This is a genomic window from Gordonia westfalica (assembly GCF_900105725.1).
Lineage (GTDB): Bacteria > Actinomycetota > Actinomycetes > Mycobacteriales > Mycobacteriaceae > Gordonia > Gordonia westfalica.
Map to the genome: position 1 here is coordinate 1,124,097 of NZ_FNLM01000034.1, position 14,808 is coordinate 1,138,904.

The 14,808-nt window shown below is 68.0% G+C and carries 9 protein-coding genes, 1 other RNA gene and 2 pseudogenes; 5 read left to right on the forward strand and 7 right to left on the reverse strand.

What is annotated here, in order from left to right:
* Positions 1-170: 170 nt before the first annotated feature.
* Positions 171-1,604, forward strand: coding sequence for a type I glutamate--ammonia ligase (glnA, locus tag BLU62_RS10460; protein WP_074849409.1), 1,434 nt, complete (start codon positions 171-173; stop codon positions 1,602-1,604).
* A gap of 420 nt (positions 1,605-2,024) precedes the next feature.
* Entirely contained in the window at positions 2,025-2,210 is a 186-nt protein-coding gene (locus BLU62_RS10465; RefSeq protein ID WP_074849411.1) for a hypothetical protein, read from the forward strand.
* Between the two features lie 19 nt (positions 2,211-2,229).
* Here BLU62_RS10465 and BLU62_RS10470 read toward each other — a convergent pair whose 3' ends face one another.
* The 4 genes from BLU62_RS10470 to glnA (BLU62_RS10485) form a co-directional block, all read right to left on the reverse strand.
* Complete coding sequence (locus BLU62_RS10470; RefSeq protein ID WP_074849413.1) at positions 2,230-2,889, reverse strand: biliverdin-producing heme oxygenase; 660 nt, start codon at positions 2,887-2,889, stop codon at positions 2,230-2,232.
* Positions 2,886-3,836: an endonuclease/exonuclease/phosphatase family protein gene (locus BLU62_RS10475; protein ID WP_074849415.1), complete on the reverse strand. Its 951-nt coding sequence runs from the start codon at positions 3,834-3,836 to the stop codon at positions 2,886-2,888. Before BLU62_RS10475 ends, BLU62_RS10470 begins: the two co-directional genes overlap by 4 nt.
* A 48-nt stretch (positions 3,837-3,884) precedes the next feature.
* Positions 3,885-6,896 (reverse strand): bifunctional [glutamine synthetase] adenylyltransferase/[glutamine synthetase]-adenylyl-L-tyrosine phosphorylase, encoded by a 3,012-nt coding sequence (locus tag BLU62_RS10480; RefSeq protein WP_074849417.1) that lies wholly within the window; start codon positions 6,894-6,896, stop codon positions 3,885-3,887.
* Between the two features lie 65 nt (positions 6,897-6,961).
* Complete coding sequence (glnA, locus tag BLU62_RS10485; protein ID WP_074852821.1) at positions 6,962-8,302, reverse strand: type I glutamate--ammonia ligase; 1,341 nt, start codon at positions 8,300-8,302, stop codon at positions 6,962-6,964.
* A 327-nt stretch (positions 8,303-8,629) separates the two neighbouring features.
* Here glnA (BLU62_RS10485) and panB point away from each other — a divergent pair, with 327 nt between their 5' ends.
* The 3 genes and pseudogenes from panB to BLU62_RS10500 all read left to right on the forward strand — a co-directional run bounded on the left by panB (position 8,630) and on the right by BLU62_RS10500 (position 12,034).
* The gene (gene panB, locus BLU62_RS10490; protein WP_074849419.1) at positions 8,630-9,484 is read left to right on the forward strand and encodes a 3-methyl-2-oxobutanoate hydroxymethyltransferase; all 855 of its coding nucleotides are present in this window, start codon (positions 8,630-8,632) and stop codon (positions 9,482-9,484) included.
* Between the two features lie 24 nt (positions 9,485-9,508).
* Positions 9,509-10,471, forward strand: coding sequence for a prolyl aminopeptidase (gene pip / locus BLU62_RS10495; RefSeq protein ID WP_074849421.1), 963 nt, complete (start codon positions 9,509-9,511; stop codon positions 10,469-10,471).
* 70 nt (positions 10,472-10,541) lie between these two features.
* Positions 10,542-12,034: pseudogene (locus BLU62_RS10500) on the forward strand (CYTH and CHAD domain-containing protein).
* A gap of 183 nt (positions 12,035-12,217) precedes the next feature.
* Here BLU62_RS10500 and BLU62_RS10505 read toward each other — a convergent pair.
* From BLU62_RS10505 to BLU62_RS10515, 3 genes and pseudogenes are all read right to left on the reverse strand, one after another.
* Positions 12,218-13,632: pseudogene (locus tag BLU62_RS10505) on the reverse strand (RNB domain-containing ribonuclease).
* 55 nt (positions 13,633-13,687) lie between these two features.
* An RNA gene (gene rnpB, locus BLU62_RS10510) (RNase P RNA component class A) lies at positions 13,688-14,104 on the reverse strand.
* A gap of 46 nt (positions 14,105-14,150) precedes the next feature.
* On the reverse strand, positions 14,151-14,807 hold the full coding sequence (locus tag BLU62_RS10515) for a histidine phosphatase family protein (RefSeq protein ID WP_074849422.1): 657 nt from the start codon (positions 14,805-14,807) through the stop codon (positions 14,151-14,153).
* Position 14,808: the final 1 nt, after the last annotated feature.

The window sequence follows — 14,808 nt, forward strand, 5'->3', positions numbered from 1 at the left end:
GTGTGCCGCCAAGAACACCGAGTGCGTAACACGGGGGAAACACGGACTTGACGCCTGGGCAACTTCGCCTCCATACGGTTGCCGCTGAGATCCGCTGCTGTTTCTCGGCGGCGGATGTGTGTGGCGTGTCAGTACGACTGACCACCCGATCACGAAGGAGTCACCGCACGGTGTACAGCAGTAAAGAAGAACTACTCGAGGGCATCAAGAAGGAAGGTGTCGAGTACGTCGACATCCGTTTCTGCGACCTGCCCGGTGTCATGCAGCACTTCTCGATCCCCGCTTCGGCGTTCGACGAGAGCGTGTTCGAGGACGGTCTGGCATTCGACGGTTCGTCGGTGCGCGGCTTCCAGTCGATCAACGAGTCGGACATGATGCTGCTGCCCGACCCGGCCACCGCGCGGATCGACCCCTTCCGCAAGGCGAAGACGATGAACGTCAGCTTCTTCGTCCACGACCCGTTCACCCGCGAGGCCTACAGCCGCGACCCGCGTAACGTCGCGCGCAAGGCCGAGGACTACCTGGCCTCGACCGGCATCGCCGACACCTGCTTCTTCGGCGCCGAGGCCGAGTTCTACATCTTCGACTCGGTGTCCTTCAGCTCCGAGATGAACGGCACCCACTACGAGGTCGAGTCGGAATCGGGCTGGTGGAACGCCGGCGCACCCACCGATCCGAACGGCAACCCCAACCTGGGCTACAAGGTCCGCCCCAAGGGTGGTTACTTCCCGGTGGCTCCGTACGACCACTACGTCGACCTGCGCGACGAGATGTCGACCAACCTGCAGAACTCGGGCTTCGAGCTCGAGCGCGGCCACCACGAGGTCGGTACCGCGGGCCAGGCGGAGATCAACTACAAGTTCAACACGCTGCTCCACGCGGCCGATGACGTGCAGCTGTTCAAGTACATCATCAAGAACACCGCATGGCAGAACAACAAGTCGGTCACCTTCATGCCGAAGCCGCTCTTCGGTGACAACGGCTCGGGCATGCACGCCCACCAGTCGCTGTGGAAGGACGGCAAGCCGCTGTTCCACGACGAGGCCGGCTACGCAGGCCTGTCGGATCTGGCTCGCCACTACATCGGCGGCATCCTGCACCACGCTCCGTCGCTGCTGGCCTTCACCAACCCGACGGTCAACTCCTACAAGCGTCTGGTCCCGGGCTACGAGGCACCGATCAACCTGGTCTACAGCCAGCGCAACCGTTCGGCCTGCGTGCGTATCCCGATCACCGGCAACAACCCGAAGGCCAAGCGCCTCGAGTTCCGTTGCCCGGACAGCTCGGGCAACCCGTACCTGGCGTTTGCGGCGATGATGATGGCCGGCCTGGACGGCATCAAGAACAAGATCGAGCCGCACGAGCCGGTCGACAAGGACCTCTACGAGCTCCCTCCGGAGGAGGCCAAGTCGATCCCGCAGGCGCCGACCTCGCTGTCCGCCGTCATCGACCGCCTCGAAGAGGACCACGAGTACCTCACCGCCGGTGGCGTGTTCACCGAGGACCTCATCGAGACCTGGATCGCGCTCAAGCGCGAGAACGAGATCGAGCCGGTGCAGATCCGTCCGCACCCGTACGAGTTCTCCCTGTACTACGACTGCTGAGTACTACGACTGCTGAGTCGTTTCCTTCAGCACGACGCCCCGTCCGCGTTCTCGCGGGCGGGGCGTTCGTCGTCGGAGAACGTTTTCCGACGACGCAGCGGTCCTGTCGCGACAGTTCTCGTCCCCGTGAGCACCACGCGAGGGCAATGTGCCCTCGAAGGCCCCTCAGATGGACGAGATCTTCGTTTTGTCGGCATCGCGAGGAACCGACCACCCCGACGCCCAGGTTGCGCGCCACCGGGCCGAGGAGGCGACGACAGACGCTTCTCGTGTTTCGGTGCAACAGCCGTCGCGCAGACGGCGACACGCGATCGCGTGAACGTCCCGTTGCGAGCGCCCCAACAGCGGGCCATGTGATCTGCCGCACAAATGTGACTTCTTGCTCTGCCGTACCACAAGGTAGGGCTTTAGTTTGGTCGCATGACCAGAGACGTGTACGTCGAAGACCTTGTCCCCGGTGATCGCATCAGCCTCGAAGGCACTCCGCGCGTGGTTCGCACCACCAGCAGGCTCGAGAACAATCAGTTGCGCATAGAACTGGTCAAGGGCAACGACGACCTCCACGAGGTCGTGCTGGACCGCACCGTCAAGCTCCAGGTCAACTAGACCCCCTCAGCGCCACCGCTCAGATGGCGCCTGCGCTGTCGAGATCGCCGAACACCGCTTGGTTGTGCCCGAATGCGGCGATCGCCTCGTCGACGAGCCGCTCCACGGCAGCCGCGTCGAGGGGCAGTGCGTCGAGTCGGGATCGGTAGGCGTCCTTGTACCGCTTGAGTTTCTCGATCCCGTCGAAGGTGTAGAAGCTCAATCCCGATGCGTCGACACCGTAGTGCTCACGCATGCGGTGGGCCACGACCTGGCCTCCGCTCAGGTCGCCCAGGTACCGCGTGTAATGGTGTGCCACAAAGCGAGCCGGGTCATCTCGCGTGGCCTCGATGGCCTCGACGTACCGGGCGACGGCCGGCAGCGGTTCACTCGACGCCGGGTCGACCCCGAACGAGGCGAGATCGGCGCCGAGGCGCGGGAGTCGACGCAACTTGTCGTCGATGACCGCACCGGCGACGGGATCGTCGGCGAGATGGTCTCCGACCGTCTCGAGGGCCTCGTAGACGAAATACAGCTGGACCGCCAGCCTCTGGTACTCACCGCTGTCGAGGCGACCGGACATCAGGTCGTCGATGAAGGGCGCGTGCTCTGCGCTTCGGTGCGCGGCGGCGGTGGCCTCGCGAAGACGATCGGAGATGCTGGGTCCCGGGGTGCCGGGATCGGAGATGCTGGCGCTCATGATGCCACCAGTGATACCACCAGAGCCCGATGATCGGAACCGGGCAGGTGATGACTGTCCATCGACGTGGGCACGAATCCGCGCAGGATGACGCGATCGATGGCCACGAGCGGACGGTTGCCGATCCGCTTGTCGGTCGGATACGTCGGCAGGAAACCCGCACCCGCCATGTCCGTGCCGTCGACGAGCCCGTTGCTCAGCAGTTTGCGGTAGGTCGCGTGGTTCCAGGTGGAGTTGAAGTCGCCGATCGCGAGCACGCGACCCTCCGGCAGCTTCGCGAAATGGTCGGCCAGGATGTCCATGTCGTGGAACCAGCCGTCCTTCTTGCCCCACAGCGGCGCGGCCGGGTGAATGGCGAGGACGTGCGTACCGGGCGCGCCGGGCAGGTCGGTGCGCGCCTGCAGGTTGTGGAGGATGGTGTCGGGGATGTTGAACTGATCCGACAGGGCCCGCTTGGCGAACAACGCGGTTCCGGCCGCCTGCGGATACGGGATCGCGAACTCGTTCGGCAACCGGCGCGCGATCTCACTGCCGCGAAGACGTTCCAGCGCTTCCGGCGTCACCTCCTGCAGGGAGACCATGTCAGGGTCCGCGTCGGCCACGATCTTCTCGAGCGCGCCGATGTCGCCGCCGCCGAACAGCAGGTTGGCCGAGACGACGGTGAACTCCTCGCCCGCCGGCGCGCTCGTCGGGATCACCAGCGGGACCTGGGTGTAGGCCAGGGCACCGGACACCGCGATCGCGATCACCAGCATGAACCAGCGACGCAGCGCGGCGAAGATCACGATGGCGACGAGGCCCGGGATGAGCGCGAACTGCACCCCACTCGTCAGATACAGCGCGACGTTCCCGCGCGAGGGATAGAAGTGCAGCCACACCCCCAGCACCACCCCGGCCAGCATCGCCCAGCCGGCGATGTACGCCGCCACCCACAGAAATCTCTTCATCTGCCCCCCGTACAGCAGCGGCGCCTACGCGCCGGTTACACAGCACGCCTACGCGCCGAAGACCTTGAGCACCACGGCCTTCGCCCGGCGCGTCACCCGCAGATAATTCTCCAGGAACTCCGACGCCTGGTCCTCCGGCCACCCGGCCGCATAGGCGATCTGGCGCAGTTGCTTGCCCGGACCCGGCAACTGGTCGACCGGCTTCCCCCGCACCAGCACCAATGCGTTGCGCGCCTTGGTCGCGGTGATCCACGCATTCTTGAGCAGCGCGACGTCGTTCTCCGACAACAACTCCGCGGCACCGATCGCATCGAGCGATTCGAGTGTCGAGGTGTTGTGGAGACTACGGTAGCGGTGGGCGTAGCGCAGCTGGAGCAGCTGCACCGTCCACTCGATGTCGGCGAGTCCGCCGCGCCCCAGCTTGGTGTGTGTCGCCGGGTCGGCTCCGCGCGGCAGCCGTTCGGCGTCGACGCGGGCCTTGATGCGCCGGATCTCCTTGACCGCCTCGTTGCTGACGCCGCCGGCCGGATAACGCACGTGGTCGATCATGTGCAGGAAGTCGATACCCAGGGCCTCGTCGCCGGCTACCTGGTGGGCCCGCAGGAGCGCCTGCACCTCCCACGCCTGCGCCCACTGCGCGTAATACGCGGAGTAGGCCGCCAGCGTGCGCACGACCGGTCCGTTGCGCCCCTCCGGCCGCAGCCCGGTGTCGACCTCGAGAGGCGGGTCGGCGCTGGGGCTGCCGAGTGCGGAGCGAACGGTCTCGGCGATGGTCTGAGACCACCGCACCGCCTCGGATTCGTCGGCGTCGCGGTTCGGCTGGCACACGAACAGGACGTCGGCGTCCGAACCGTAACCGAGTTCGCCGCCACCGAGCCGGCCCATGCCGATCACCGCGATGCGCGCGGGCGCGGGCTTTCCGCGGTCGCGTTCGGAGATGTCGATTGCGACGGTGAGTGCGGCGTTGAGGACCGCGGCCCACACACTCGACAGGGCCTTACAGACCGTCGGCACGTCCATCAGGCCGAGCACGTCGGCCGAGGCGACGCGGACCAGTTCGGCACGACGATGCGAACGCGCAACGGCGACCGCGCGTTTCATGTCCTGCTGCCGCACCGTCGAGGCGATGAGTCCCTTGGCCACGTCCTCGGGCCGGATCTCGCACAGCTTCGGACCGTCGGGCCCGTCGGAGTACTGGTGGATCACCTCCGGCGACCGCATCAGCATGTTCGCGATGAACTCCGACGTGCCGAGCACCTTCATCAGCCGCTCGGCCACGACGCCGTCGTCGCGGAGCAGCCGGAGGAACCAGTCCTTGTCCTCGAGCGCCTCGCACAACCGGCGGTAGTTGAGCAGGCCGGCGTCGGGATCCGGTGTGTCACCGATGTGTTCGAGCAGCTGCGGCAGGATGAGCAGCTGGATCTGGCCGCGGCGCCCGGGCGCGTTCGACAGCGCGCGGATATGGCTGAGCGCGCGGTCGGGCATGGCGTAACCCAGCGCGGCCAGCCGCCTCTCGGCCGACTCGTCGCTCAGGGTCAGCTCGTCGGGCTTGAAACGGGTGACCGCCTCGAGCAGCGGACGGTAGAACAGCTTCTGGTGCAGGCGCCGCACGCGGAGGGACTGATGGCGGATCTGTTCGCGCAGCACGCCTGTCGCATCGAGCTCCCCCTCACGACGGATGTGCGCCGCGCGTGCGAGCCAGCGCAGGGCCTCGGTGTCGTCGGGCTTCGGGAGGAGATGGGTTCGCTTCATCCGCTGCAGCTGCAGCCGATGCTCGAGCAGGCGCAGGAACTGGTACGAGGCACTGAGATTCGCGCCGTCGTCGCGTCCGACGTAGCCGCCGGCGGTCAGCGCCGCGAGTGCGTCGACGGTCGGCATGACCCGGAGGCTCTCGTCGACGCGGCCGTGCACCATCTGCAGCAACTGCACCGCGAACTCGACGTCGCGCAGACTTCCCTGTCCCAGTTTGAGATTGCGTTCGCGCTCCCCCTCGGGCACCAGCGATTCCACGCGGCGTCGCATCTTCTGCACCTCGGGCACGAAGTCGGGACGCTCGGCGGCCTTCCACACCATCGGCTTGACCGCCGCGATGTACTCGTTCGCCAGTTCCATGTCACCGGTCATCGCGCGGGACTTGAGCAGGGCCTGGAACTCCCAGGTCTTGGCCCACCGCTCGTAGTACGCGACGTGGGATTCGAGGGTGCGGGTCAACGCGCCGGACTTGCCCTCGGGCCGCAGCGCGGCGTCGACCTCGAAGAAGGCCAGCGAACCGATCCGCATCATCTCGCCGGCGATGCGCGAGGAGGTCGCGTCGGCGGGGTCGCTGACGAAGATGACATCCACGTCGCTCACGTAATTCAGCTCGCGCGCACCGCATTTGCCCATCGCGATGACCGCGATCCGGACCGGGAGGGGCTCGTCGCCGCACACCTCGGCGATGGCGACCGCCAGTGCCGCGGTCAGCGCGGCGTCGGCGAGGTCCGACAGGTAGGCGCCGACCTCGGGCAGCCACATCACCGGTTCGTCCTCGACCGTGGAGGCGACGTCGTGCGCGGCGAGCTGCAGGATCAGGTTGCGGTACGCGAGACGGAGCGCGACGACGGACTTCGGTCCGGTGAGTTTCGCGCGGTGGACGCGATTGCCCTTCTCGACCTCACCCGGATCGGGCTCGGCGCCGACGGACTCGAGCATCCGGCGGTCGACCTCGTCCCGGTCGGGCAACGCGTCGGCGAGCAGCAGTCGCCAGCTCGACGGCTCGGCGACCAGATGATCGGCGAGGGCGTCGGATGATCCGATGACGCCGAAGAGACGACCCCGGAACGACTTGTCGGTGCGCAGCGCCGCGTCGATCTCGGACCACTCGTCCTCGACGGCCCCGCGGAGGCGGACCAGTGTGCGGAGGGCGAGGTCGGCGTCGGGTGCCCGCGACAACGCCCACAGCACGTCGACGGACTCGGGCGTGTTCCAGCCGAGCTCGGCGAGATTCTGCGGCGCGGAGGTGTCGAGGAGCCCCAACCGTCCCGCGCTGGGTACCGCGCTGCGGCCCGATCGTCGTGTCACAACACAAAAATAGCGACTCGGATAACCCTCGACATCATCGCGGTCCCCAACGACCCGCCGAAGGCCTACAGCGGCAGGTAATGCTTCAGCTCGTACGGGGTGACCATGCTGCGATAGCCGGTCCACTCGGCCCACTTGTTGCGCAGGAAGTAGTCGAACACGTGCTCGCCGAGGGCTTCCGCGACCAGCTCCGAGTTCTCCATCTTCGTGAGCGCCTCCGCGAGGCTGCCCGGCAGTTCCTGGTACCCCATCGCCCGGCGCTCGGCGGGCGTGAGGGCCCAGACGTCGTCCTCGGCCTCGTCGGGGAGCTCGTAGTCCTCCTCGATGCCCTTCAGACCGGCGGCGAGTAGCACGGCGAAGGTCAGGTACGGGTTGCAGGCCGAGTCGGGGCTGCGCACCTCGATGCGACGCGACGACGCCTTGTTGGGCGTGTACAGCGGCAGGCGGATGAGTGCAGACCGGTTGGCACCGCCCCACGTCGCCGCGGTCGGCGCCTCACCGCCGTGGATCAGGCGCTTGTAGCTGTTGACCCACTGGTTGGTGACGGCGCTGATCTCCGACGCATGGTGCAGGATGCCGGCGATGAACTTCTTGCCGGTGGCCGACAGCTGCATCGGGTCGTCGGGGTTGTGGAAGGCGTTGATGTCACCCTCGAACAGGCTCATGTGCGTGTGCATCGCCGAGCCGGGGTGCTCGCTGAACGGCTTGGGCATGAAGGTGGCCCAGACGCCCTCGTTGATCGCCACCTCCTTGATGAGGTAGCGGAAGGTCATCACGTTGTCGGCCATCGACAGGGCGTCGGCGTAGCGGAGGTCGATCTCCTGCTGGCCGGGTGCGCCCTCGTGGTGCGAGAACTCCACCGAGATGCCCATCGACTCCAGCGCCTCGATCGCGTGGCGACGGAAGTTGGGAGCGGCGTCGTGGACGGCCTGGTCGAAGTAGCCGCCGGAGTCGGCCGGCGTCGGCACCGAACCGTCGAGCGGTGCGTCCTTGAGGAGGAAGAACTCGATCTCGGGGTGCACGTAGCAGCTGAAGCCGAGGTCGGCGGCCTTGTTCAGCTGGCGACGCAGCACGTGACGCGAGTCGGCCCAGCTCGGGGTGCCGTCGGGCATCGCGATGTCGCAGAACATGCGCGCCGAATGGTGGCGGCCGGCCGAGGTGGTCCACGGCAGGATCTGGAAGGTCGACGGATCGGGCTTGGCGACCGTGTCGGCCTCCGACACACGGGAGAAGCCCTCGATGGCCGAGCCGTCGAAGCCGATGCCCTCGGCGAAGGCACCTTCGAGCTCGGCCGGCGCGATCGCCACGGACTTCAGATAACCGAGTACGTCGGTGAACCACAGTCGAACGAAACGGATGTCGCGCTCTTCGAGGGTCCGCAGCACGAATTCCTTTTGGCGATCCATGGTCGCCGACATTAGAAGTCGGCTGTTAAATCCGTGTTACACGCGAGAGACCAACTCGCTGTCCTGCGGGTTTGCCGACGCCATCCCACCATCTGAGACGGCGAAGTGGCGTACTGGGAAGCCCCGGAGCAGCCAGGATGCACTCGGACCGCGACGACCATGCCACAACCTGTCCAGATGACCCCCAGAGCGGTGTGACCAATCGCATAACTTCCGGCGGTTACAGCACATACCCGCGGTGACAGAATGGCGCTTGTCCGTGTTCAACCCGGGTACCCGCCGCGCCCCTTCGGGCCAGCCGGGACTCGAGGCAGAAAAGAGACAACGATGTCCGAATCCTCGGTCTATGGTGCATCCACCGCAACCCCCGCCGCCGACGCCCCCAGGCGCCGCGTGACCCGCATCCATCACCTCGCCCAGATGAAGTCCGAAGGCGAGAAGTGGTCGATGCTCACCGCCTACGACTACTCGACGGCCCGCATCTTCGACGCCGCCGGAATCCCCGTGCTGCTCGTCGGCGACTCGGCGGCCAACGTCGTACTCGGCTACGACACCACCATCCCCGTCAGCATCGACGAGATGATCCCGCTGATCCGCGCCGTCGTGCGCGGCGCGCCGCACGCGCTCGTCGTCGCCGACATGACCTTCGGCAGTTACGAGATCGGGCCGCAGCACGCGCTCGAGAACGCCTTCCGGATCTTCAAGGAGACCGGCGCGCACGCGGTCAAGATCGAGGGCGGCGAGCGCGTCGCCCCGCAGATCGCGGCCCTCACCGCCGCCGGCATCCCGGTCATGGCGCACATCGGGTTCACCCCGCAGAGCGTCAACGGACTCGGCGGTTTCCGCGTCCAGGGTCGCGGCGACGGTGCCGACCAGCTCATCGCCGACGCCATCGCCGTCCAGGAAGCCGGCGCCTTCGCCGTCGTCATGGAGATGGTCCCCGCCGACCTGGCCGGTCAGATCTCGCGCAAGCTCACCATCCCGACCGTGGGCATCGGAGCCGGCAACGAAACCGACGCCCAGGTGCTCGTGTGGCAGGACATGGCCGGCCTCACCCACGGCAAGACCGCGAGGTTCGTCAAGCGGTTCGCCGACGTCGGGTCCGTATTGCGTTCGGCCGCCGAGCAGTACGCCGACGAAGTTCGTCGCGGCGTGTTCCCCGGCCCCGAGCACAGCTACTGATCCCCGACGCCTACGCTGGCGTCCATGCGTGACTTCTACCCGGAGATCGAACCCTACGAGTCCGGTCACCTGGATGTCGGCGACGGCCAGCAGATCTACTGGGAGACCACGGGCAACCCGGACGGGAAGCCCGTGGTCTTCGTGCACGGCGGCCCAGGTGGCGGAACCTCGCCCGCCCAGCGGCGCTTCTTCGATCCCGCCAGGTACCGCATCGTGCTGTTCGACCAGCGCGGTTGCGGACAGTCCCGCCCGCACATCGCCGACGGCGCGGACCTGAGCGTCAACACGACGCCCCACCTCATCGCCGACATGGAGAAGCTCCGTACCCATCTCGGCATCGACCGCTGGCAGATCTTCGGCGGTTCCTGGGGTTCGACGCTGGGACTCGCCTACGCACAGGCACATCCCGACCGGGTCACCGAACTGGTGCTGCGCGGCATCTTCCTGCTGCGCCGCAGCGAGATCGACTGGTACTACAACGGCGGCGCGTCGCACATCTTCCCCGACGTCTGGGAGACCTACCTCGAACCGATCCCGACCGACGAGCGCGACGGCGATCTCGTCGCCGCCTACCACCGCCTGCTGACCTCCGACGACCCGTCGGTCGCTCGCGCCGCCGCCCGCGCGTGGACCGGCTGGGAGCAGGCCACCAGCTATCTCCTCCCCCGCCCCGAGGAGCCGGGCCAGGGCGCCGACGAGGCCCACCGCTTCGACCTCGCCTTCGCGTCCATCGAGAACCACTACTTCGTCAACCACGGCTTCCTCGACGACGGGCAGCTGCTCGACAACATCGACGCCATCGCGCACATCCCCGGTGTCATCGTCCAGGGCCGCTACGACGTCGTCTGCCCGATGCGCAGCGCGTGGGACCTACACCGCGCCTGGCCCGCCGCCGATCTCCACATCGTCGACGACGCCGGCCACGCATCGTTCGAAGCCGGCATCAAACACCACCTGATCGAGGCGACCGACCGCTTCGCGGAATGATCTGCCGCCGCAGTCGGGGTCACTAGACTCGAACTCAGCAGTACCGCGCCGTCGTCGTCAGGAGGATCAGGTGGCCGCATCCGAGCAGGTCGAGGTGGAACTCAAGTTCGACGTGGACCCCGGCCACGTGGCCCCGGACCTGCGGGCCCTTCCCGGAGTGGTGTCGGCGACCGCACCCGAGACGTTCTCGCTCGACGCCACCTACTTCGACACCGAGAACCTCGACCTCGCCGGCAACCGGATCACCATGCGCCGCCGGACCGGGGGCACCGATCAGGGCTGGCATCTCAAGCGCCCCACCGACATCCCCGGAGCGCGCCGCGAACTCCAGGTCGGCTTCGACGAGGCGCCCGCCGACGGTGACGTCCCCGACGCCCTGGTGAACCCCGTCCGCGCACTGACCCGGTGCCGGAACCTCATGCCGGTGGCCGTCGTCTCGACCACGCGGACGGTGACGCGACTCCTCGGCGTCGACGACGAGCCGCTGGCCGAACTCGCCGAGGACCTGGTCACCGCCCAGTCGCTGTTACCGGGCGGGCATTCCCAGCAGTGGGCCGAGTGGGAGTTCGAACTCCTCTCCGGCGGCACCACCAAGCTGCTGAAGGCCGCCGACAAGGCCCTGCGCGCGGGTGGCGCACGCTCGGCGTCGAGTGCGTCGAAGCTGGCCCGCGCCATCGGTTCGACCCCGACCGTCCACGAACCCCGACTCTCCAAGCGCCCCACCGCGCTCGAACTCGTCATCACCGACATCGCCCTGCACCGCAACAGCCTGATCGCCTACGACCCGCTCGTCCGCGAGGACGCGGAGGACGCCGTCCACCAGATGCGGGTCGCGTGCCGTCGCCTGCGCAGCGTGCTGTCCGGTTACCCCACGGTGCTCGACGCCGAACGCACCGCCCACGTCGGCGCCGAACTCAAGCTCCTCGCCCGGATACTCGGTGACGCACGGGATTCCGAGGTGCAGCTCGACCTCGACCAGTCCCTGCTCCGCGGCGAGAACGCGTCCCCGAGCTGCTCGCCGCGCTCGCCGGCGCCGAAACGCAGACCCATGATCGCGCGATCCGCGCCGCGCACGCCGCGATGTCGTCGAAGCGCTACTTCACCCTCCTCGACTCCATCGACGCCCTCATCGCCTCTCCCCCGCCCGGCCCGGATGCCGAACTCCCTGCCACCACAGTCATCGACACGGCGATAGCGAAGAGCCGCAAGCACATCCGCAAGGCACAGAAAGATCTCTCCGACCTCGCCGAGGGTTCGGACGAGTGGCAAGAGCAGCTCCACAAGATCCGCAAACGCGCAAAGCGCTTGCGCTACAGCATCGATGCGACGGAGCCGCTGAACAAGAAGAAGTACCGCAACGTCGGCGCGGTCGCCAAGAAGATCCAGTCCGCCCTCGGCGACTTCAACGACATCCGCATCAACCGCGCCCGCCTCGCGTCGATCGTCGAGGACGGAAAGCTCGGTGCCGCCGACATGTTCATCGTCGGCCGCCTCGACGCCCGCCTCGAGGCCGACGCCCACCGCGCCGTCGCCGAGTACCGCAAGGCCGCCAAGGACCTGTGATCCGCCCCACCCCCGCTGTCTGAGGTGCGAGGAGCGCAAGCGACGAGCCACGAAGGCCTGGTGAGATCACCTCCCGCGCAAGCATTTTTCTCCCGCGGGACTGATTACTTCCCGCTTATTGGCTAGCACCCGCGGGAGGGAAACGGTCACGCGCGCGGTAAACGCTCCCGCGGGAAAAGCGCCCTACACCGCCCGGAACCGAACGGTCCGCGTCACCTCGTCGGCGGTCGCCAGCTCGACGTCGAGCCGGGTGCCCGGCCGCAGTTCGCCCTCGCACCCCGCGACGACGGGCGGGTCGGCGATGAAGATCTGCGCGGGCTTGCGGTCGGTGGCCGCCGACGTCACGACGGCGTCGAAGCGTTCGCCGACGCGGTCGCCGAGGATGACGGCCTCGGCGAGGTCGATGCTCGCCCGGTCGGCGGTGGCGCCGAGGGTGTCGGCGGAGCGCAGGATCTTCGGCAGGGTCGGCAGGGCGCGCGTGACCCAGTCGGGCACCTCGTCGCCGGCGGTGACCGCCAGGCACACCTCGGTGGCGAACCGGTCCCCGAGCCGACGCAGCGGTGCGGTCACGTGCGCGTAGAGACCTGCGATCGCGCCATGCCGCTTCTTGTCGTCCGGGACAGCACGCGCCTCGTCGGTGCCGTCGAGCGCGAGATAGTTGGCGCCCCGCATGAGGCCGCTCGCCGCAGACTGGATCGCGAGCGTGCTCGGCCGGTCACCGGGCAGTCCCGCCAGGAACCGACCCACCGCCACACCCTCGGGCCATTCGACGCCGAGCGCCTTCGCGGCGGCGCGCAGATCCTCGACCGCCTCGGGATCGGCGGGCGGCAGCGTCCGCAGCAGTCCGATGCCGGCCTCGGCCATGATCGTCCCGGCGCACATCCCCGCCAGCAGCGAGAGCTGCGAGTTCCACATGTCGGCCGGGGTGTGGGGTTCGAGATCCAGCCGCCACCCCGCCTCGGTTCGAGAGACCTGCTGGTCCGGCAGATCCAGTTCGACGGCGCCGCGGTCCATCGCGACGCTCTGCCGCAGTTCGCCGAAAGCGGGTAGCGCGGCGATCGACGGGTGCAGTCGGCCGGCCTCGGCGTCGGCGCTGACCCCGGCGCGAAGCGGGCCACGGATCGAATCCGCGATCGCCGCACCCGCACGTCGGTGACCGTCCCGTCCCCCGCGACCCGGATCGTCCACAGCACGCACGGCCGGACCTGTTCGGGCAGAAGCGATCCGATCCCCTCGGACAGTTCCCGCGGATGCAGCGGCACCGACCCGTCCGGGAAGTACACGGTGGACCCGCGGCGTCGGCTCTCCTGGTCGAGCGCACCTTCGGGGATCACCAGCGCCGCGACGTCGGCGATGGCGTAGTCGACGACGAAACCGTCGCCGTCGGCGACGAGGTGGACGGCCTGGTCGAGGTCCCGCGACGTCGGCGGGTCGATGGTGACGAACGGCACGTCGGTGTGGTCTTCGCGGGCATCCGCGAACCGGTCGACGGCGTCGCGTGCCTCGGCGAGCGCATCGTCACCGTAGGCCTCGTCGACACCGAGTTGGTCGCGGATACCGGCGAAGTCGATGTCGGGGGCGAAGAGGAAGCGCGTCACGTCTGGAACCCTAGCGCGCGGGTCCCCCGTTGAACCGAAGGCGGCGAGCCGAAGGCGAACGAGTCGGCACGTAAGCCGGATCCTGTACCCGCGTGGTCTCTCGACCGTCGCGGGCGGCGACCATCCATCTGGGCACACCGTCGCCGGGTACCTCGAGCGGCCCACCCGCGGGCTGGGGCGAGCAGCCCTCATAACACCCGCGCACACGCACCGTGAAGTGCATGCTTCGGCCTTGCTCCGGGTGGGGTTTACCGAGCCGACGCGGTCACCCGCGCCGCTGGTGCGCTCTTACCGCACCGTTTCACCCTTACCGGCCTTGCGGCCGGCGGTCTGTTCTCTGTGGCACTGTCCCGCGGGTCACCCCGGGTTGCCGTTAGCAACCACCCTGCTCTGTGGAGTCCGGACTTTCCTCGGTGCGCGGCGTGACGGCGTCGCCGTCCGTTCCGCTCACCGCGGCCGCCCGGCCGACTCGTTCGCGAACCCAGGATACGGCAGGATCAGAACTCGACGTACACCCGTCAGTGCCAGTGCGCGGCGTCGTTGACGAGCCGGACCACCGAACCGCCGTCGGGGAAGAATTCGGCGATCGACACCGACGCCAGGTCGAGGTGGAGCCGGAACAACAGCTCCGGTCCGACGCCCAGCGCTTCGCGGAGCATCAGCTTGATCGGGGTGACGTGCGAGACGAGCACGATCGTCTGCCCCGGATAGCGCTGCAGCAGATCATCTTTCGTCTCCGCCACCCGCTCGGCGACCTGCGCGAAACTCTCTCCGCCCGGCGCCGGCACGGTGATGTCCGACAGCCACTCGCGATGGATCTCCGGGTGCCGTTCGGAAGCTTCGACGAAGGTCAGGCCCTCCCACTCGCCGAAGTCGTTCTCGATGAGTCCGGGATGTTCGACGACGTCGACCCCGGTCACCGCGGCGACCTCGTCCGCGGTCGCGCGAGCCCGGCTCAGCGGCGAGGTGACGATCGCGGAGATCCCCTCCTCGCGCATGACCCGCTGGGCTGCCGCGCGTGCCTGGCGTCGGCCCTCCGCGGTCAGCTCGGGGTTGCCGCGCCCGGAGTAGCGACGATCCACCGACAGCGGGGTCTGGCCGTGACGCAACAGGATGAACCTGGTCGGCGAACTCCGCTGCCCCTGCCAGGACGGCGCCTTCCCACCAGCGCTCAAG

Excerpts from the sequence above, each read along its gene's own strand:
- BLU62_RS10465 (WP_074849411.1), top strand. The coding sequence starts at position 2,025 with ATGACCAGAGACGTGTACGTCGAAGACCTTGTCCCCGGTGATCGCATC.
- BLU62_RS10470 (WP_074849413.1), bottom strand. The coding sequence starts at position 2,889 with ATGAGCGCCAGCATCTCCGATCCCGGCACCCCGGGACCCAGCATCTCC.
- BLU62_RS10475 (WP_074849415.1), bottom strand. The coding sequence starts at position 3,836 with ATGAAGAGATTTCTGTGGGTGGCGGCGTACATCGCCGGCTGGGCGATG.
- glnA (WP_074852821.1), bottom strand. The coding sequence starts at position 8,302 with ATGGATCGCCAAAAGGAATTCGTGCTGCGGACCCTCGAAGAGCGCGAC.
- panB (WP_074849419.1), top strand. The coding sequence starts at position 8,630 with ATGTCCGAATCCTCGGTCTATGGTGCATCCACCGCAACCCCCGCCGCC.
- pip (WP_074849421.1), top strand. The coding sequence starts at position 9,509 with ATGCGTGACTTCTACCCGGAGATCGAACCCTACGAGTCCGGTCACCTG.